Genomic DNA, 18,333 nt, shown 5'->3' with positions numbered 1-18,333 from the left:
GCTAAGATATTAAAAATTTTAGGAGATTGATAAATGCAAAGACTAAGTATTTTACTTACGATTTTAATAGTTATTAATATAACAGCTTGCGATAGCAAAACAGAAAATTACTACAAAAATCATCCTAGTGAAGCAAAAGAAAAAGCAAAAGAATGCAAAGAAAGCGAAACTCTTAGCGAAGATTGTATTAATGCATTAAAAGTTGGTGTTAAACCAACAAATGAAGAGAGTAAATACAGTCCAAACACACCAAAAAAATCTGATAATCAGATATCAGAAGCTTTAAAGCAAAATGATTTAAAAAAAGAAAAAATCACAAAAGATATTAACCAAAGTTCAGAAAATAATGAAAGTATTATAATGCCACCCATAGCAGAAACACCTTCTGAAATTTATCCTTCCAAAACAACAGAAAACAATCAAAGTTCTATCTTTAGTGATGATATTAATATAACACAGGAAAAATTACCATGAAAATAACTCTTTTTTTAAGCCTTGTTGGTATATTTTTTGTAGCATGCGAACAAACCAAAAGTGTAGAATATTATCAAAATCACCCCGAAGAAGCAAAAAAAAGAAGTTTAGAATGCAGGCACAAAGCTATCATCAGTCAAGATTGTATTAATGCGTATAAGGTAGGTTTTCCAAAAGATGAATGGGAAGATGAAAATATCTCTAATCCTTAAAAGCTATAAAAGTTTCAAAATTTGCCCATTTAAAAATACTTTCTATTTTCTTAAAACCTGCCTTTTCTAGCATGTTTAAATTTTCTTTTTGACTATAAGGAATTAAAACATTTTCTAAGGCTTCTCTTTTAGCTGCAATTTCAAACTTAGAATAGCCTTGTTTTTCTTTGTAGTCTGCATAAAGCTCTATGATATTTTTAGACAAAAAAGCATCTTCATAAAGGATTTTTTCACTCATAATCAAAATGCCTTTAGAGTTTAAATTTTTATAAATTTTATCAAGCAATTCCTGTCTTTTAGGAGGGCGAATAAACTGCATGGTATAATTTGCCACAAAAACATCGCAAGTAAAAAAATCAAATTCGCATAAATTAGCTTCAAAAAAACTTATATCAAGCCCATAAGCTTTAGTTTTTGACTTTGCAACTTCAAGCATAGAAACAGAATTATCCACGCCAAAAAGTTTAAAATCCTTTCTTAGATTTGCCAACAAAATCAAAAAATTAGCACTTGAACAGCCCAAATCACAAACACTTGCATTTGCAAGTAAAATTTTAGCCAATAAATTAGCACAAAGTTCTAAATTTTCTCTATAAAATGGCACAGAACGATTGATCATATCATCAAAAACACTAGCCACGTTTTTATCAAATTCAAATTGTTTTTTAGGGCTTTGTTTAAAAAGTTCATCTTTCATCATTTTTCCTTAATAATTCTCTAGCTTGCTCTATGTCTTTGGCAATTTGATTTTTAAGTTTTTTTAGATCTTGAAATTTTTGTTTCTCTCTTAGAAAAGATATAAACTCGAGTTCGAAAAACTCCCCTTGTGTGAAATTTTCACCCAATTCTTCTAAAATATGACTTTCTATGGCAAAATTTTCATCGCTTGACCTTATACCTAAAAAACTCACACTTTTATAAATTTTTCTTTGACTTTTTAACAAAGTAGCATAAACACCATTTTGAGGCAAAAAATAACCTTCACAATCTAAATTTATAGTCGCAAAAAGTTCTTTAGAGCCCAAACCTTGTCCTTTAATCATCTTCCCTTTGATACTATAATCTCTTCCTAAAAATTCTTTTGCTTTTTGTAAATTTGCTTTTGATAAAAAATCCTTAATTAAACTTGCATGAACACCTACTCCGCCTATACTAAATTCATCAACTATTATAGTTTTTATCCCACTTAAAGACTCAATATCTTTAGCACTATAAGCCCTATTTTTCCCGAAAGAAAAATCATATCCCACTACTATAAATTTCAAATTGATAAATTCTTTTTTCAAAAAGCTTAAAAAATCTTTACCATCTAAAGATTTTATACTTTCAAAATCCACTTCTATAACTTTTTTTCCTGAAATTTCTTCTTTTTGACGATTTGAACAAAGAAATTGACCCTTAAATTTATTAATAACCAACAAAGCCCCATTCTCATCTAAACATTTTACAAGTTTTAGATGCCCTAAATGTATACCATCAAAACAACCTATAGCTAAAGAAGTAATATTAATTTTTGATATAGTAGTAAAAATATTCAACATTACCTTCCTTTCCTTTAATGCTTGATTTTTGCGTATTTTTTAAAAGCCAACCTAACTTAGCACATGCTTTTTCAAAATCCATTCTTGCCTTTAAGATTGCCTTGTCATCTTTTAAAACACCTTTTTTATCTCTTTTGATATTTTTTCCCACTTCAAACTGAGGTTTAAAAAGTAAAATAATTTCCTTTAAAGCTAAATTATCGATATAATAAAGTAAATTAATAAGAGAAATAAAACTCACATCACAAGTAACAAGTTCAAATTTTTCTTCACTTTTAAAGGCTCTAAGATCTGTATTTTCATGCAAGATAATTTTTTCATTTGCTCTTAAACTTGGATGGAGTTGATTACTACCCACATCAAGAGCAGTGATTTTTAAAGCCTGATTTTCAAGTAAAATTTGCACAAAACCGCCCGTGCTAGATCCTATATCAAGACAATTTTTATGTTTTATTTCAATATCATTTTCTTCTAAAAAATTTTTTAATTTCAAAGCTGCTCTTGAAACATAAATTTCACTTAAAAGATCCAATTTTAACTCATTGGCTAAAAGTATATCTTCAAGATTTAAATCTTGCGTTTTTTTTAAATTTTCTAAAAAATTTTTCACATCAAAAGAAGCTTTAAAACTTTTACCATTAAGTAAAATCTCTTCATTTTCTATAAGCTCTAAAGCTTTATTTCTACTGATATTTAAACGCTTTGAAACAAAAAAATCAAATCTCATTTTAAACTCTCATTTATTCTTTTTTCCAAGTCTTCTTTTTCTTTAGAAAACCACCAAATTCCTATTTCAAAAGCATTTTTTTTAAAAATTTCTCTAAGATCTTTAAGATCTTTTTCAAAAAGATCTTTTTCTTTTTGAATTAAACTTAAGTTATTATCTTTTAAAAAATTAAAATTATTCATCCATAAAAGTATTTGTTCTTGTTCAGATTTTAAGGCATTATTTCTTTGCTCTTTTAAAAAATAACTTCCTAAAACCATGATAAAACATAAAAATAAAACAATTATTTTTATGTTTATTTTCAAAACAAAATTAAAAACAAAAGCCAAAAGAGAGCAAAACATAAAAAAATTAAAAAAATCAAAAATAAAATTTAAAGCTCTAAAGCTCAAATATCCAAAATGAGAAAAAATAAAAAGTTTTAAATTTGAAACAAAATACAAAAATTCAGATAAAAAATCAAAATAAACAAAAGAAGCACTCTTATAAGCAATGATTTTCCTAGAAAAAAGTTCTAAATTTAAAAGCTCATTGTAAGTAAAAAAAAGCCCATAAAATGCATAAAATAAAGCAGTAAAAAAACTAGCGATAACAACTATTCTAAAGTCATTATAAGCATTATCTACAAATTGCAAATGTAATTCTTTTTTTAAAAATATCATCAATAAAGGCAAAATTATAAATATAAAAACAAAATCAATTTTTTCAAGATTTAAAAAATTTAAAAATAAAGAAATAAGTCCAAAAATCGCCAAGAAAAAACTAAAAATATAAAGATAAAAATCCCCCATACTAACACGATAAAACAAACTTCCCTTAATCAAAGTAGCTTCTTTTATAATATTTTTTCTAAGCTTTAAAAATAAAAAGAATTCCCAAAAAAGTGTTAAAAAAATAGGAATTAAAAAAAATAAAGAAAAAGCACTCCTTTGCCAAGTTAGCAAAAAGCCAAAAAGGCTTAAAAGCGTTAAAATATAAGAACTATTCTTTAACAAGCTCATTAAAAGCACTTTCATCTATACATTTTACTTCAAGCTCTTTAGCCTTACTAAGCTTAGAACCTGCCTCTTCTCCAAAAAGCACATAGTCAGTCTTTTTAGAAACCGAGCCGCTTACCTTACCCCCAAGCTTTTCTATCAAAGCCTTAAACTCATCTCTTGGACGCGAAAGAGTACCTGTAATCACAAAAGTTTTACCAAAAATCACACCATCGCTTTTGATTTCAAGTTTTTCTATTTTCAAATTTAAAAGCTTGTAAAACTCATCAATTCTTGTATGATTAACGCGCGTAAATTCGCAAAGACTTAAAGCCATTTGCTCTCCAAAACCTTCCAAATTAGCATAAGCTTCAAAGCTTTGCTTGTGCCACTCTTTACCAAAACTTAAGCTTAATTTTTTAGCCGCAACCTCGCCAATATGCTCTATCCCTAAAGCTGTGATAAAACGAAAAAGCTCACATTCTCTTGCATGTTCTATGGCGTTTAAAAGATTGTTGATTTTCTTTTCCTTAAAGCCTTCCAAACCTTCAAAATCACTAAATTTTAAATGAAAAATACTCTCAAGTGTAGTGATTTTTTTGTGCTTGTATAAAAGTTCTACTATATTTTCTCCAAGTCCATCGATATTAAGACATTTTTTAGAAACAAAATGAATGATAGAATTTACAAGTCTATCTTCACAATCTATATTTTGACATTTTATTAAAGTTCCTTCATCCAAAAGCTCACTTTGGCAAGTAGGACAAAGTTTAGGGCGTAAAATTTCCATCTCTAAACCTTCTCTACGCTCTTTAAAAACCTTAGTAATTTTAGGGATAACATCGCCACTTCTTATCACGCTTACAAAATCATTGATTTTAACATCAAGTCTTGCAATCTCATCAAAATTATGAAGGGTGGCTGATTTTACTACAACCCCATCTAAATTTACAGGCTCTAAAACCGCCACAGGAGTGATCACCCCACTTCTTCCTACTTGTAAATTTACCCCTATTAAACGCGTGGTTTTTTCAAGTGCAGGAAATTTAAAAGCTGCCATAAATTTTGGAAATTTTACCGTATAGCCTAATTCTTCACAAAGCGCAAGATCATCAACTCTTACCACCATTCCATCCATCATCATAGGCTTTTTTTCTCTTAAAGCTAAAAGCTCATCATAAGCTTTTAAAACCTCATCTAAATTAGTGCAAAGTCTTACAAAATCATCTTTTAAAAAACCAAGCTCTCTGATAAATTGCATCACCTCACTGTGTTTAGTAAAATTTAAGGTATTTTCCCCTATTCCCCAAGGATAAAATTTCAAATTTCTTTCTTTAGTGATGCTTGTATCAAGCTGCCTCAAACTCCCGCTTGCAGCATTGCGTGGATTAGCAAATAAACTTTGATTTAAAAGAGCTCTTTTTTCGTTGATTTTCTCAAAATCATCTTTTAAAATCACCACTTCTCCACGAATTTCTATCCTTTCTTTATAGGCTATATTTTTAGGTATATTTTCTATCTCAAAAACATTAAGTGTTATATCCTCGCCCACTTCGCCATCACCTCTAGTGGCACCGCTTACTAATTTACCATTTTCATAAAGCAAATTTAGACTCGCTCCATCAAATTTAGGCTCTATAAAAAAGTTTGTTTCACATTTTGCACGTTTTGCCCAAGCCCTAAGCTCACTCTCATCAAACACATCTTCCATCGACCACATACGCTTTAAGTGAGCTATTTTTTTAAACTCGCTTTGTATGGCAGGAGCTATTTTTTGCGTTGGAGAGTCTTTTGAAATTTCATCTTTGTTTTGTTCTTCAAAAACTCTTAATTCTCTGATTAAAGCATCGTATTCTTCATCGCTAGCCAAGGGTTCATCTTTTTCATAATATGCCCTCATCCACAAATTTGCTAAAGCAACTTTTTCTAAATACTCTTCTTTTTTCATCTAAACTCCTATATTGTCCATTGCCTGTGCTAAAGCAAAAAGTTGTTTGTGCTCGTATAAATCATGCACTCTTATAATACTAGCACCATTTTCAAAAGCCTTTAAATGCAAATACAAAGTTCCTGCTAAACGATCTTTAATCTCGCTTTGAAAATACGCATTAATCACACTTTTGCGACTCGCACCTATGAGTAAAGGTTTATTAAATTGCAAAAAATGTTCTAAGTGTTTGATTAAAATCATATTATGCTCCGCACTCTTTCCAAAACCAATACCTACATCTAAAATACTTTCTTTTACTCCAAAACTTTCTAAAAGTTCAAGTTTTTCTTTAAAAAACAAAGTCATCTCATCGAGCAAATCTTCATAAAAAGGATTATCTTGCATGTTATTTGGATTGTTTTGCATGTGCATTAAGCAATATTTTGCCTCATATTTACTTGCAAGTTTAGCCAAATTAAGATTTCTTAAACTTGTAATATCATTTATAAGTTTAAAACCCTTATTTAAAGCATATTCTAGACAATATTCATCAAAACTATCTAAACTAAAAATCGCTTTTTCATGATAATTTTTCTCATAAATTAAGTCAAGTACTTTTTTTAGTCTTTTAAATTCCTCTTCCTTGCCGCAATACTCACTCCCAGGTCTTGAACTAACCGCACCTATATCGATATACTCAGGCTTTAAAGCAAGAAAGTCATTAAGCCTTTTTTCAAAGTCTTCTTCACTCACACGACTTTTTGCATTAAAACTGTCTTCATTAACATTAATCACTGCCATAAGCTCAGCTTTTTTTGGTTTTAAAAAATCTTTTTGCAAAAAAAGAGCCAAATTTTTAAGTCCAAAATCTTGAAGTTTTTCTTTAGTAATAAGTTTTTGAATTTGTTCTTTACTTGCCATTAAAAGTGCATTTGAATGAGTGATTTTTGCGGTAATTATTTCTTTATGGGTGATGAGCTCAGCTCCTACTCTTAAGGCATCTTGTTTTAAAATATTTGCTGCAGGAGTAGAAATATCTTTGATAAAAATAAAATGAATTTTTGTTTTTTGACTCATAATCTTTTGTCCCATTTTATGAGGGTTTATAAAAGAACAAAGTAAATTAAAATCGGTATTTGGATTGATTTTAAAAAATTTCATTTTATTTCTTTGTATAATAATTTAATAAAAGAGTAGTCAAAAGCACTCCACTTTTAGAATTTAATCTTGCAAGCTCATAGCTTTCATAAAAGAACTCTAATTCTTCAGCATTAAAATCTTTATATTTCACACATTCTTTAGCAAGCAATGCGATTTGATCCATAAGTTCATTTTTATCCAAATTTTCATTTTTTTGCAAAAAATCAAAAAGCATTCTTAAATCCATTCTTTTAAGATCTAAATCAAGTTTTTTAACTTCCTTTTCAACTTTTCTTTTTTCACAAATAAGACGTGATTTTATAGTAGGTAAAAGTAAATTTTTAGAAGGTACCACAATAAGAAATTTAATATTTTTTGGAGGTTCTTCAAGAAGTTTAAGTAAAAAATTTTGTGCTTCTATCCTATAAGAATCCGCCATTAAAACAATAATTTTTTCTTCGGTTTCTGCGATATAGCTTTCTTTTTCAACTGCTCTTGCATCATCAAGTAAAAATTCATTTTGTGGCATAAAAAATCTTAATTTTTTAATACCAAAATTATTAATCATTTCTTCTTTAATACCTAAAAAATCTTCGCTGATAATAATCTTACTAATAAACAAAATATTTATCCTAATTGCACCTTGGAAAATAATATTGCATCCAAACTTACATCAAAAAGTTGATATAAACTAATAAGCTTGATATCCAAGTCTTTATCTTTAGAATTTAAATAAAAACTATCTTGTAACTGCTCATCAAAAAGCCACAATAAACTATCATCTCTTGATTTAGCGATTAAAGATTTATTATCAGAAGCACTTCCTATATAAAAATACACATAACCATTAGGAAAAGAAATGTCAAGCAAGTCATTAAGTAAAGCTATATCTTCTGAACTTTGTACTTTCTTCTTGCATAAAGAATTTAACGACACAAAAGGAAGCATAGGACGAGCGGCTTTTGAATTTATATTTTTTAAAAAATACTCTTCATACCAAGATCTTTGCTCATCGCACATTAAGACAAAAGTGCGTCCTTCTAAAAGATATTTAAGTCTTGCAGCCATCAAAGGAGCCCATTCTAAACGACGCGACTCCAACCATGCCATAAAAGCTCCGCCATTACGAATATTTTCAAGAGTAAAGCTTAAAAAATCACTCATTTATTTATCAAGCCCATAGCACTCATGTAGTGCTCTAACTGCAAGTTCTCCGTATTTTTCATGAACTATCATCGAAATTTTTATTTCACTAGTAGAAATCATACCGATATTAATCCCCTCATCAGCTAAAGCTTTAAAAGCCTTGCTTGCCACCCCTGAATGCGACTTCATACCTACACCCACTATGGAAACTTTTACCACAGCACTATCGCTTTCTATGGTTGTTTTTGGACTTAAAATTTTTTGCATAGCATTTTTGACTAATTCAAGTTCATTTTGAGGAACTGTAAAACCTAAATTTGTAGCACCATCAACTCCAACATTTTGTATAATCATATCTACATTAATATTTTCATTTGCTAAAACAGAAAAAATTTCAGCTGCGATTCCAGGTTTATCTTCTACATTTCTTAAAGTCACTCTTGCTTGATTTTTATCTAAAGCAATACCACTTACTAAAGCTTGTTCCATTCCATCTTCCTTTGTTATCATTGTTCCTTCGTTATTGTTAAAACTACTTCTAGTTACTAAGTTAACATTTAATTTTTTTGCAAGCTCTACAGAGCGATTTTGCAAAACTTTTGCACCCAAACTTGCAAGTTCAAGCATTTCTTCATAAGAAATTTTATCCAATTTCTTTGCCTTTGGTTCAATTCTTGGATCTGTTGTATAAACCCCATCAACATCGGTATAAATTTCACACAAATCCGCATTTAAGGCACCTGCTACTGCTACAGCACTTAAATCGCTTCCGCCACGCCCTAAAGTAGTTACATTACCTTCTTCATCTACACCTTGAAAACCCGCTATAACGACTATTTTACCATTTTGAAGTTCTGATTTTATCGCTTTTGTATCAATATGATGAATTCTTGCCTTTGTAAAAACACTATCTGTAATAATTCCTGCTTTTCTCCCAGAAAATGATATAGCAGGATAACCCTTTTCATTTAAAGCAATAGAAACTAAAGCGCTCGTTACACGCTCTCCGCTACTTAAAAGCATATCCATATCTTTACCATTAGGAGTTTTACTAAAATATTCAGCTTGCTCGATAAGAGTATTTGTCACCCCACTCATTGCAGATACTACAACAACAAGTTGATTGCCCTGTTGCGCACTCTGAATAACCCTATTGGCTACTGCTTCGATACGCTCAAGTGTTCCAACGCTTGTTCCACCATATTTTTGAACTATAAGCATTTTAGATATAACCTTTCTCTTCAAAATATTTGATCACTTTAACATAAATATTTTTTTTGAAATGATTAATCATTTCAAAAATTTGTTTAACACTCACAAATTGATAATCATCAAATTCAGGATGCTTGGTGTTGATATTGATTGTAGCACCGTGTTTTAAACGCACTAAAAAATATTTTTGAATCTGTCCATCATAAGGATACATTTTTTTAACAATTTTACTTGGAAAATCATAACTCAACCATTCTGGATACTCAGCAATGATTTCAACCTCATCGGTGCCTATTTCTTCTTTTAGTTCTCTAAATAAAGCGTTTTTGACACTTTCACCTTTATCAATACCTCCTTGTGGAAATTGCCAAATATTATCCATATCACTTCTTCTAGCTATAAAAATCTTACACTCAAAAGGATAAGAACTTGACAAAATAACAGCTGCAACATTTGGTCTATAATTTTTCTCGTTTTCCACAATATTTTTCCTTAATTTAAAGGAAATAATTTTAACCTAAATCAAATCAAATTTTTATTAAAATACATTAAAAAATTTAATAAAATATTTTAGGGTTTTTATGCATTTTTATATCCATATTCCATTTTGTGAAAGCAAATGTAATTATTGTGCTTTTACAAGTTTGAAAAAAAATGATTATGAAAAAGCCTATTTTAAGGCTTTAAAAGAAGATATTATTTTTCAATTAAAACAATTTAACATTCAATCAAATCAAATTAAAACCTTATTCATAGGCGGAGGAACACCAAGTTGTGTTGATGCGTATAATTATGAAGATATTTTTAAAATTTTATATCCTTTGCTAGATAAAAATGTAGAAATTTCATGCGAAGCTAATCCCAACTCAGCAACATTAAATTGGCTTAAAAATATGAAAAATCTAGGAGTTAATCGCATTTCTTTTGGAGCTCAAAGTTTTCATCCTAAAAAACTTCACTTTCTTGGAAGAATTCATAATCAAGAAATGATTATCAAAGCATTAGAAAACGCAAATAAAGTAGGTTTTAAAAATATCAATTTAGATCTTATTTATGATACAAAATTAGACAATAAAAAAATGCTTGAATTTGAACTCTTATACTTAAAACAAATCAAGGCTTTAATCACACACCTTAGTGCTTATAATTTAACCATAGAATCAAACACAGCCTTTGCCAAAAAAGAACATTTCAAAAAAAATGCTCCTAATTTAATGAAATTTTTCATCAAACAACTCCTAGAACTTGACTTTTTTCAATATGAAATCAGTAATTTTTCAAAAACCAAAGCCCAAATTTGCAAACATAATCTTGCTTATTGGCAAGGAAAAAACTACCTAGCTTGTGGATTAAGTGCGGTAGGATTTTATGAAAATAAGCGTTTTTATACAGCAAAAAATTTAAAAAATTACATAGAAAATCCCACTTTTAGATCTATAGAGAAACTAAGTTCTAAAGACTTGAATTTAGAACACCTATTTTTAGGACTTAGAAGTATAGTAGGGATTGATGAAACAAAACTCAATCAATGGCAAAAAGACAAAATAAATATATTATTAAAAGAAAAAAAACTTTTTTACAAAAATAAAAGATATTTTAATCCTAATTTTCTCATTAGCGACGAACTTGCTTTATATCTCTCATCTTAAATTTAAGTTTTTTAAGTAAAATATTTATTTAAAATATCAAATCAAAGAGTAACGATTAATGAGTTTTGGTGAAATTATAGTTATTTTAGTTGTAGCGATTTTAGTCTTAGGGCCTGATAAACTTCCAGAAGCTATAGTACAAATAGCAAAAATTCTAAAGGCTGTAAAACGCAACATAGATGATGCAAAATCAAGCATAGAAAAAGAAATACGCATCAATGACTTAAAAGAAGAAGCTAAGAAATACAAAGATGAATTTTCAAGCACTAATGAAAACATACGCAAAAAACTCAGTTTTGAAGAATTTGATGACCTTAAAAGAGATATTTTAGATAAAACAAAGGTAGATTTAACCTTTGATAGCAGAGATGATAACACAAAAAATAACCTTAGCGGACAAAATTTAAATACAGAAGAAAAACCAAATCTTAGCAAATTAGAAACACAAGATAAAAACGGAAAAATAAATGTTTGAAGAATTAAAACCTCATTTAATAGAACTTAGAAAACGCCTTTTTATAAGCGTTGCTTGCATTGTAGTTATGTTTATTGTATGTTTTGCTCTACGAAGCTATATCTTAGATATTCTAAAAGCTCCACTTATAGCTGTTTTGCCCGAAGTAGCCAAACATGTGAATGTAATTGAAGTACAAGAAGCCTTATTTACTGCAATGAAAGTTAGTTTTTTTGCAGCCTTTATCTTTTCTTTACCTGTAATTTTTTGGCAATTTTGGAAATTTGTAGCTCCAGGACTTTATGATAATGAAAAACGCCTTGTGGTGCCTTTTGTTAGCTTTGCAAGCATTATGTTCGCCTTAGGGGCTTGTTTTTGCTATTTTGTTGTAGTGCCTTTGGCTTTTAAATTTTTGATTAATTTTGGTTTAAATGAAGATTTTAATCCTGTGATTACCATAGGAACTTATGTAGATTTCTTTACAAAAGTTGTTGTGGCTTTTGGTTTAGCTTTTGAAATGCCTGTAATTGCCTTTTTCTTTGCTAAAATCGGGCTTATAGATGATAGTTTTTTAAAACGCCATTTTCGCATAGCTGTTTTAGTTATTTTTGTTTTTTCAGCCTTTATGACTCCACCTGATGTTTTATCTCAATTTTTAATGGCAGGACCACTTTGCGGACTTTATGGACTTTCTATTTTAATTGTTCAAAAGGTAAATCCTGCCCCAAAAGATAAAGAAAGTGATGAATAAAGACTTACTTCTTTCAAGCTATGATTACACTCTAGCTAATGAACTCATAGCTAACTATCCTGCAAATCCAAAAGAAAATGCTAGGCTTTTGGTTTTTGATCGCAAAAACAAAGAAATTTTTCACACTACTTTTAAAAATTTACAAGACTTTTTACCCAACTGCGCGATTTTTTTCAATGATACTAAAGTTATTAAAGCAAGAATTTATGGCAATAAAGCAAGCGGAGGAAAAATAGAGCTTTTCTTGCATCAACCTTTTTTAAATTCTCACAATCCACTTTTTCTAGCTCAAATTAAAGGGCGTGTTAAAAAAGATGAAATCTTATATTTTAGGGAGGATTTAAAAGCACGCGTTGTAGAACTTTTAGATGATGGTCTTCGAAAAGTTCAATTTTTTCAAAATGATAAAACCTTAGACACCTCAAATCTTTACAACCTGCTTGACAAGATAGGACATATACCCTTGCCTCCTTATATTAAAAGGGAGGATGAAAAAAGTGATTTGAAAGATTATCAAAGTATCTTTGCAAAAAATTTAGGCGCGGTAGCTGCTCCAACTGCAAGTTTACATTTTAGTGAGACTATGCTTGAAAATTTAAGAAAAAAACACGAAATTTATCATTTAACCTTACATGTAGGAGCTGGAACCTTTAAAAGCGTGGAATGTGAAAATATACAAAAGCATAAAATGCATAGCGAATTTTTTAATATTCCGCAGCAAGCATGTGAAATTATAGATTCAAAACAAGCTATTTTAGGCGTAGGAACAACGGTAACAAGAACTATAGAATATTACGCAAGAACTAAAACAAAAAATGGTTTTTGTGATCTTTTTTTACACCCGCAAAATCCACCTATAAGACAAAATCATCTTTTGACCAATTTTCATTTACCAAAATCTACTCTTATCATGCTAGTTTCAGCTTTTATCGGTAGAGAACAGTGTTTAAAGCTTTATGAACTCGCCATAAAAGAAAAATATCGCTTTTACTCTTATGGCGATGCGATGCTAATCTTGTGATTTTTCTTTAAAATTTATTGCTATTTTAGCTTGAAGTTTTAGCCAATCTTTTTGAAGCATGATAGGAAAACCACCATAAACGCGCCCGCCTTCTAAATTTTTACTCACACCGCCTCTTGCAGCTATAGTACTAAAATCGCCTATTTTTAAATGTCCACTCGTTGCGCTTTGGCCACCCATAATAACATTGCGTCCTAACTCACTTGAACCTGAAATTCCAGTTTGTGCTACAATGATACAATTTTGACCTATATTGCAATTATGTCCGATTTGAACTAGATTGTCTACCTTAGTACCTGCTTTGATAATAGTACTATCAAAAACTGCTCTATCTATAGTTGTACAAGCCCCCACTTCTACAAAATCTTCTAAAATCACATTGCCATTATGATAAATTTTATAATGTTCGCCGTTTTTATTGTGCGCATAACCAAAACCATCGCTTCCTATTACACAATTGGCAAGCAAATGACATTTTTTACCTATTTTAGTGTCATTATAAATCACTACATTAGGATGGATAATACTCTCATCACCAATGCTGACATTATCGCCTATATAAGCTCCTGCCATAATGATTACATTATCACCTATATTTACATTATCACCTATATAGACATTAGGCATAATTCTTGCGCTTTTTGCGATATTTTGCACTTTTTCTTTAGCTGTGCTTATCAAAGGCTTAGCAAAAAGCTTGCTTAAAAAAGCAAAATTCAAATGTGGATTTTGAGTAATCAAAGCTTTAGTGTCCTTAGGTACTAAATTTTCATATTCTTTAGATACTAAAATAGCAGCAGCTCCTGTGTGAGGTATATCTTTAGTATTTTTCTCACCATCACAATAAGTAAGCTCTGTAAAATTTGCTTTCAATAAAGAATTTAAAGCACTGATTTCTATATCCTCACCTTTATACTCTAAGCTTAAAAATTCTGCTATTTCACTTAATTTCATTTAATCTCCATCAAAACAGATCCACTGCGAACTATATCACTAGGATTGTATTTTTTAATTGTTTTTAAAAAATTATCAATGCGATTTGCATCATCAGCAACCATTAAAAACAAAAAATTCTCATTACTATTTGCAATAGTACCATTATAAGCTTTCAAAACGGCATCAAGTCCACCTAAATTTTCATTTAAAGGAATTTTCACTAAAGCCATTTCTTTGTCAATAAATTCTTCACTTTCTATCACTTTATAAGTAGGAATAAGCTTATGAAGTTGTTTGACTATCTGCTCAAAAGTTCTTTCATTTCCTGAAGTGACTATATTAATACGCGAAAATTCTTTATTTTCCAAAGGTGCTACTGTAAGCGAGTCAATATTATAACCTCTTCCTGAAAAAAGTCCTACTATACGAGATAAAACCCCATGCTCATTTAGAACAATTACCGATAAAACCCTTCTCATTGTCTATCCTTTGCCTTTGGTAAAATCATATTATAAATCGCACCTCCTGCAGGCACCATAGGTAAAACATCTTCAAAGCGATCAATTTTTACATTTAAAAGAGAGGTTTTATCACTTTTTAAAGCTTGACTAAAAGCTTGAATGAATTCTTCTTTGTTTGAAATTTCATAACCTTCACAACCAAAACCTTGAGCAATTTTGATAAAATCAGGCTGAGTACTTAAATCTGTTTGTGAAAAATGCTCTTTATAAAACATACTTTGCCATTGCCTTACCATACCTAAAAAGGCATTATTTAAAATAATATTTATAGTTTTTATACTATACTCATAAGCAGTCATAAGCTCTTGGATATTCATTAAAACCGATCCATCGCCTACGAAATTAATCACCACTTCTTCGCCCACAGCAAGCTTTGCACCCAAAGCAGCAGGCAAAGAATATCCCATAGTTCCTTGCCCTCCACTTGTTGCAAGTTGTCTTGGATAATTAAAAGGATAAAACTGTGCTACCCACATTTGATGCTGACCCACATCGGTAATAATCCTTGCATCTGGAGCCATTTTTGCACATTTTTCAATCACCCATTGCGGTTTTAAAACCTCATTGCTATCTTCATAAGAAAGCGGATAAAGTTCATTATAACGCTTTAAAGTTTCGTGCCATTCTTTAAAAGTTGTGTTGAAATTTTCCTTTTTAAGCTCTTCTAAAAGCTCTTTAAGAACTTCTTTAATATCTCCTACTATAGGATAATGCGCATTGATAATCTTTGAAATAGAACTAGGATCAATATCAACATGAGCTATAGTCGCATGTTTAGCAAATTCACTTGTTTTACCTGTAATCCTATCATCAAATCTCGCTCCTACACTCACAAGCAAATCACACTCACTTAAAGCCATATTAGCGACATAGCTTCCATGCATGCCTGCCATTTTGAGATTAAAAACATCATCACTTCTTAAAGTTCCAAGCGCCATTAAGGTTTCAACTGCTGGAATTTTTGTAAATTTTACAAGCTCTCTGATTTGCTCGCTTGCATTAGAACTGATACAACCTCCACCCAAGTAAAATAAAGGTCTTTTTGCTTCTTTTAAAAGCTCTGCAAATTTTTTAATTTGCTTTGAGTTACCCTTATAAACAGGCTTATAAGTTTTCATAGAAATTTCTTTAGGATATTCCCAAAGTCCCAAAGTTGCACTTACATCTTTTGGCACATCTATATGCACAGGCCCAGGTCTACCGCTTCTTGCTATATAAAAAGCCTCTTTTAAAATGCGTGGAAACTCTTCTATACAAGTAACTAAATAATTATGCTTTACACAAGGTCTTGAAATACCTACTGCATCAATTTCTTGAAAAGCATCTGTGCCAATAAGAGAATTTGCTACCTGTCCCGAAATCAACACCAAAGGGATAGAATCACTATAAGCCGTAGCCAAGCCTGTAATAGTATTTGTAAAACCCGGCCCGCTTGTAACTATGGCTACGCCCACTTCTCCGCTCATTCTTGCGTAAGCATCAGCAGCATGCAAAGCCGCTTGTTCATGACGCACTAAAATATGTTTAAAATACTTTTGATTGTAAATTTCATCATAAATATTAAGCGCAGCGCCTCCAGGATAGCCAAAAACAATTTTAACATTTTCTTCTTTTAAAGCCTCGCAAATCATTGCTGAACCGCTTAACTCTTTCATAATAACACTCCAAAAAATTATTGTAAAAGCTCTTTAAGCGCCAAATTAAGTCTTTTGCCATCAACACTCGCACCTAATTTTATTTTAGCTTCTTTCATTACCAAACCTTGTTCTTTTAGTGAACTTACACCCAATTCTTCTATAAGTTGTTTTAAAACTAAAGTTAACTCCTCATCACTTAGTTGTTTAGGCAGATAAATTTCAAAAAGACTTATTTCATTTTGTTCTTTTTGTGCTAAATCTTCACGATTTGCCTTAAGATAAAGTTCGATTGCGTCTTTGCGTTTTTTGATTTCACTTGCAATGATTTTATAAATTCTTTCATTATCTAATTCTATTCTTTCATCCACTTCTATTTGCTTAAAAGCTGCATTTAGAGTTCTTAAACTATCTCTTTTAAAATCATCTTTTTGCTTCATTGCCTCTTTGATATCGTTTAAAATTTGTTCTTTTAAAGTCATTTTTTTCCTTTTTAGTTAAAATTACAAGCTTTAAGGTTTAAACCAAAACCTTCTAAGCCTATATAGTCTTTATCACAACTTTGAGATAAAAGTTTAATTTCTTCTATACCAAAATATCTTAAAATCTGTGCTCCTATACCATAGTTTTTGTATTGAGTGGTACTGGATTTTTCTCCTTGCATGAAAACTATAACGCCACCATTTTCACTAAGAAATTTGATTTGCTCTAAAAGTTTTGAAAATTTATCTGAAGTTAAAAGCTCAAAATCACTACCACTGATATGAAATTTAACATTTTCACATTTTTTTATATCTTTAAAGCAAAAAGCTATATGTTGGGTTTGATTATGATCGCTAAAGATAAATTTTTCTGCTTTAAAGCCTGCTAAAACACTTTGACTTTTTTCTTCAAGCTTAATAAGGCTTTCATGTTTTAGGCGATATTCTATAAGATCACTTACGGCTATCATGTTTAAATCATGCTTTTGGCAAAAAAATTCTAGATCTTCTCTTCTTGCCATATCTCCATCATCTTTTACGATTTCACAAATCACACAAGCACCTTTTAATCCTGCTAATTTACAAAGATCAACCGTACCTTCTGTATGACCTGTGCGTTCTAAAACTCCGCCTTTTTTTGCGATTAAAGGATTGATATGTCCTGGTCTTACAAAATCACTCGCTTTAGCATTATCATCAGCAAAAATTTGTATAGTCATATTTCTTTCATAAGCACTAACTCCCGTTGTAGCATCTTTTGCATCTACGGTTATGGTAAAAGCGGTTTCGTGGTTTGAAGTATTTTTAGGCACCATTAAAGGAAGTTCAAATTTTTTTGCCAAAGTTTCATCTAAAGCTACGCAAACCACACCACGAGCTTCTTTTATCATGAAATTTACTTTTTCTTGAGTGCTAAATTGCGCAGGAAAGATTAAATCGCCTTCATTTTCTCTATCTTCTGCATCTACCATTACAAGCATTTTCCCTGCTTGTAAATCCCTAATCGCTTGTTCTACGTTAACAAATTTCATCTTTATTTCCTTAAAATTTTTAAAATTATAACTTAAATTGCTTGACAAATAAATTAAAATTCACTATAATTACACTTTTAAAAAATATTTATTGGGGTATCGCCAAGCGGTAAGGCAACAGGTTTTGGTCCTGTCATTCAGGGGTTCGAATCCCTTTACCCCATCCACTTCTTATTTTATATTTCAAAGTATCTTATATGCCGCGAAGTAGAGCAGTGGTTAGCTCGTCGGGCTCATAACCCGAAGGTCGGGAGTTCAAATCTCCCCTTCGCAACCAAATGTATTAATCTTCAATCCTCTTCACTTCTTTTTAATTGTATTAAAATAATTTAAAATGATTGTATTGTTATAATCTTAGCTGAGTTTTTAAAATACTTTAAAAGAATGATTGCAATCTAAAAAGAGTTTAACAACCTTAAAAACATCCATCCTAATAATTTTAAAATTATCAGGATGAAATTTTAATAAGTAGGAGAGTAAACTAATTAAACTAAG

General features: G+C 30.4%; 21 protein-coding genes and 2 tRNA genes. 8 read left to right on the top strand and 15 right to left on the bottom strand.

From position 1 onward, the window contains the following. The first annotated feature begins 33 nt into the window (after positions 1 to 33). Positions 34 to 474 carry an EexN family lipoprotein gene (locus tag AJ887_RS01270; RefSeq protein WP_070284696.1) on the top strand — a complete coding sequence of 147 codons (441 nt, stop codon included), beginning with the start codon at positions 34 to 36 and terminating at the stop codon, positions 472 to 474. Then, on the top strand, positions 465 to 686 hold the full coding sequence (locus AJ887_RS01265) for an EexN family lipoprotein (protein ID WP_079860866.1): 222 nt from the start codon (positions 465 to 467) through the stop codon (positions 684 to 686). The genes AJ887_RS01270 and AJ887_RS01265 overlap by 10 nt, the downstream gene beginning before the upstream one ends. On the opposite strand, the gene cmoA is transcribed toward AJ887_RS01265, so the two are convergent. From cmoA to AJ887_RS01215, 10 genes are read right to left on the bottom strand one after another with little or no spacing between them, the layout of a single operon-like run. After that, entirely contained in the window at positions 676 to 1,386 is a 711-nt protein-coding gene (gene cmoA / locus AJ887_RS01260) for a carboxy-S-adenosyl-L-methionine synthase CmoA (RefSeq protein ID WP_083262100.1), read from the bottom strand. The two genes, AJ887_RS01265 and cmoA, sit on opposite strands and share 11 nt — an antisense overlap. Next, positions 1,373 to 2,227 carry a bifunctional riboflavin kinase/FAD synthetase gene (locus tag AJ887_RS01255; RefSeq protein WP_070284691.1) on the bottom strand — a complete coding sequence of 285 codons (855 nt, stop codon included), beginning with the start codon at positions 2,225 to 2,227 and terminating at the stop codon, positions 1,373 to 1,375. Before AJ887_RS01255 ends, cmoA begins: the two co-directional genes overlap by 14 nt. Then, positions 2,193 to 2,954: a TlyA family RNA methyltransferase gene (locus AJ887_RS01250; RefSeq protein ID WP_070284690.1), complete on the bottom strand. Its 762-nt coding sequence runs from the start codon at positions 2,952 to 2,954 to the stop codon at positions 2,193 to 2,195. Before AJ887_RS01250 ends, AJ887_RS01255 begins: the two co-directional genes overlap by 35 nt. Beyond that, on the bottom strand, positions 2,951 to 3,955 hold the full coding sequence (locus AJ887_RS01245) for a hypothetical protein (RefSeq protein WP_079860372.1): 1,005 nt from the start codon (positions 3,953 to 3,955) through the stop codon (positions 2,951 to 2,953). The genes AJ887_RS01250 and AJ887_RS01245 overlap by 4 nt, the downstream gene beginning before the upstream one ends. Then, complete coding sequence (ligA, locus tag AJ887_RS01240) at positions 3,936 to 5,879, bottom strand: NAD-dependent DNA ligase LigA (RefSeq protein WP_070284688.1); 1,944 nt, start codon at positions 5,877 to 5,879, stop codon at positions 3,936 to 3,938. The genes AJ887_RS01245 and ligA overlap by 20 nt, the downstream gene beginning before the upstream one ends. Next, positions 5,880 to 7,022: a dihydropteroate synthase gene (gene folP, locus AJ887_RS01235; RefSeq protein ID WP_070239727.1), complete on the bottom strand. Its 1,143-nt coding sequence runs from the start codon at positions 7,020 to 7,022 to the stop codon at positions 5,880 to 5,882. A gap of 1 nt (position 7,023) precedes the next feature. Further along, entirely contained in the window at positions 7,024 to 7,623 is a 600-nt protein-coding gene (locus AJ887_RS01230) for a DNA polymerase III subunit delta' (RefSeq protein WP_070239728.1), read from the bottom strand. A gap of 5 nt (positions 7,624 to 7,628) precedes the next feature. Further along, positions 7,629 to 8,165: a HobA family DNA replication regulator gene (locus AJ887_RS01225; RefSeq protein ID WP_002861289.1), complete on the bottom strand. Its 537-nt coding sequence runs from the start codon at positions 8,163 to 8,165 to the stop codon at positions 7,629 to 7,631. After that, positions 8,166 to 9,368: an aspartate kinase gene (locus tag AJ887_RS01220; RefSeq protein ID WP_044779997.1), complete on the bottom strand. Its 1,203-nt coding sequence runs from the start codon at positions 9,366 to 9,368 to the stop codon at positions 8,166 to 8,168. A gap of 1 nt (position 9,369) precedes the next feature. Further along, positions 9,370 to 9,840 carry an RNA pyrophosphohydrolase gene (locus AJ887_RS01215; protein WP_002861288.1) on the bottom strand — a complete coding sequence of 157 codons (471 nt, stop codon included), beginning with the start codon at positions 9,838 to 9,840 and terminating at the stop codon, positions 9,370 to 9,372. A 100-nt stretch (positions 9,841 to 9,940) separates the two neighbouring features. Between AJ887_RS01215 and hemW the strand changes: the two genes are divergently transcribed. From hemW to queA, 4 genes are read left to right on the top strand one after another with little or no spacing between them, the layout of a single operon-like run. Further along, positions 9,941 to 11,008, top strand: coding sequence for a radical SAM family heme chaperone HemW (gene hemW, locus AJ887_RS01210; protein ID WP_070239730.1), 1,068 nt, complete (start codon positions 9,941 to 9,943; stop codon positions 11,006 to 11,008). Between the two features lie 58 nt (positions 11,009 to 11,066). Continuing rightward, positions 11,067 to 11,483, top strand: coding sequence for a Sec-independent protein translocase protein TatB (gene tatB / locus AJ887_RS01205; RefSeq protein WP_053872438.1), 417 nt, complete (start codon positions 11,067 to 11,069; stop codon positions 11,481 to 11,483). Then, positions 11,476 to 12,213 carry a twin-arginine translocase subunit TatC gene (gene tatC / locus AJ887_RS01200; protein ID WP_002872023.1) on the top strand — a complete coding sequence of 246 codons (738 nt, stop codon included), beginning with the start codon at positions 11,476 to 11,478 and terminating at the stop codon, positions 12,211 to 12,213. Before tatB ends, tatC begins: the two co-directional genes overlap by 8 nt. Next, positions 12,206 to 13,234, top strand: coding sequence for a tRNA preQ1(34) S-adenosylmethionine ribosyltransferase-isomerase QueA (gene queA, locus AJ887_RS01195; RefSeq protein WP_044794066.1), 1,029 nt, complete (start codon positions 12,206 to 12,208; stop codon positions 13,232 to 13,234). The genes tatC and queA overlap by 8 nt, the downstream gene beginning before the upstream one ends. Here queA and lpxD read toward each other — a convergent pair. From lpxD to AJ887_RS01170, 5 genes are read right to left on the bottom strand one after another with little or no spacing between them, the layout of a single operon-like run. After that, positions 13,223 to 14,188: a UDP-3-O-(3-hydroxymyristoyl)glucosamine N-acyltransferase gene (lpxD, locus tag AJ887_RS01190; protein WP_002861284.1), complete on the bottom strand. Its 966-nt coding sequence runs from the start codon at positions 14,186 to 14,188 to the stop codon at positions 13,223 to 13,225. The genes queA and lpxD overlap by 12 nt on opposite strands. Next, positions 14,185 to 14,649: an acetolactate synthase small subunit gene (gene ilvN, locus AJ887_RS01185; protein ID WP_002852211.1), complete on the bottom strand. Its 465-nt coding sequence runs from the start codon at positions 14,647 to 14,649 to the stop codon at positions 14,185 to 14,187. Before ilvN ends, lpxD begins: the two co-directional genes overlap by 4 nt. Then, positions 14,646 to 16,346, bottom strand: a complete 1,701-nt coding sequence (locus AJ887_RS01180; RefSeq protein WP_070283611.1) for an acetolactate synthase large subunit — start codon at positions 16,344 to 16,346, stop codon at positions 14,646 to 14,648. Before AJ887_RS01180 ends, ilvN begins: the two co-directional genes overlap by 4 nt. 17 nt (positions 16,347 to 16,363) lie before the next feature. Continuing rightward, positions 16,364 to 16,807, bottom strand: a complete 444-nt coding sequence (locus AJ887_RS01175; RefSeq protein ID WP_002881863.1) for a GatB/YqeY domain-containing protein — start codon at positions 16,805 to 16,807, stop codon at positions 16,364 to 16,366. An 11-nt stretch (positions 16,808 to 16,818) separates the two neighbouring features. After that, the gene (locus tag AJ887_RS01170) at positions 16,819 to 17,838 is read right to left on the bottom strand and encodes a bifunctional 3,4-dihydroxy-2-butanone 4-phosphate synthase/GTP cyclohydrolase II (RefSeq protein ID WP_070233245.1); all 1,020 of its coding nucleotides are present in this window, start codon (positions 17,836 to 17,838) and stop codon (positions 16,819 to 16,821) included. 92 nt (positions 17,839 to 17,930) lie between these two features. On the opposite strand from AJ887_RS01170, the gene AJ887_RS01165 reads away from it, so the two are divergent. Next, a tRNA-Gln gene (locus tag AJ887_RS01165) sits at positions 17,931 to 18,005 on the top strand. Between the two features lie 34 nt (positions 18,006 to 18,039). Further along, positions 18,040 to 18,115: transfer RNA gene (locus AJ887_RS01160), tRNA-Met, on the top strand. Positions 18,116 to 18,333 lie beyond the last annotated feature (218 nt).

The sequence above is a fragment of the Campylobacter sp. BCW_6466 genome (genome assembly GCF_001762835.1).
GTDB classification, from domain to species: Bacteria; Campylobacterota; Campylobacteria; order Campylobacterales; family Campylobacteraceae; genus Campylobacter_D; species Campylobacter_D jejuni.
The sequence above is the reverse complement of the archived record's forward strand: the minus strand, read 5'-3'. Positions and strand labels throughout refer to the sequence as shown.

Bases quoted from the DNA above. Each gene is read 5' to 3' on its own strand.
- cmoA (WP_083262100.1), bottom strand. From the start codon at position 1,386: ATGATGAAAGATGAACTTTTTAAACAAAGCCCTAAAAAACAATTTGAA.
- tatC (WP_002872023.1), top strand. From the start codon at position 11,476: ATGTTTGAAGAATTAAAACCTCATTTAATAGAACTTAGAAAACGCCTT.
- ligA (WP_070284688.1), bottom strand. From the start codon at position 5,879: ATGAAAAAAGAAGAGTATTTAGAAAAAGTTGCTTTAGCAAATTTGTGG.
- AJ887_RS01225 (WP_002861289.1), bottom strand. From the start codon at position 8,165: ATGAGTGATTTTTTAAGCTTTACTCTTGAAAATATTCGTAATGGCGGA.
- folP (WP_070239727.1), bottom strand. From the start codon at position 7,022: ATGAAATTTTTTAAAATCAATCCAAATACCGATTTTAATTTACTTTGT.
- AJ887_RS01245 (WP_079860372.1), bottom strand. From the start codon at position 3,955: ATGAGCTTGTTAAAGAATAGTTCTTATATTTTAACGCTTTTAAGCCTT.
- AJ887_RS01270 (WP_070284696.1), top strand. From the start codon at position 34: ATGCAAAGACTAAGTATTTTACTTACGATTTTAATAGTTATTAATATA.
- lpxD (WP_002861284.1), bottom strand. From the start codon at position 14,188: ATGAAATTAAGTGAAATAGCAGAATTTTTAAGCTTAGAGTATAAAGGT.
- ilvN (WP_002852211.1), bottom strand. From the start codon at position 14,649: ATGAGAAGGGTTTTATCGGTAATTGTTCTAAATGAGCATGGGGTTTTA.
- queA (WP_044794066.1), top strand. From the start codon at position 12,206: ATGAATAAAGACTTACTTCTTTCAAGCTATGATTACACTCTAGCTAAT.
- AJ887_RS01220 (WP_044779997.1), bottom strand. From the start codon at position 9,368: ATGCTTATAGTTCAAAAATATGGTGGAACAAGCGTTGGAACACTTGAG.
- AJ887_RS01170 (WP_070233245.1), bottom strand. From the start codon at position 17,838: ATGAAATTTGTTAACGTAGAACAAGCGATTAGGGATTTACAAGCAGGG.
- AJ887_RS01255 (WP_070284691.1), bottom strand. From the start codon at position 2,227: ATGTTGAATATTTTTACTACTATATCAAAAATTAATATTACTTCTTTA.
- AJ887_RS01175 (WP_002881863.1), bottom strand. From the start codon at position 16,807: ATGACTTTAAAAGAACAAATTTTAAACGATATCAAAGAGGCAATGAAG.
- tatB (WP_053872438.1), top strand. From the start codon at position 11,067: ATGAGTTTTGGTGAAATTATAGTTATTTTAGTTGTAGCGATTTTAGTC.
- AJ887_RS01180 (WP_070283611.1), bottom strand. From the start codon at position 16,346: ATGAAAGAGTTAAGCGGTTCAGCAATGATTTGCGAGGCTTTAAAAGAA.
- hemW (WP_070239730.1), top strand. From the start codon at position 9,941: ATGCATTTTTATATCCATATTCCATTTTGTGAAAGCAAATGTAATTAT.
- AJ887_RS01250 (WP_070284690.1), bottom strand. From the start codon at position 2,954: ATGAGATTTGATTTTTTTGTTTCAAAGCGTTTAAATATCAGTAGAAAT.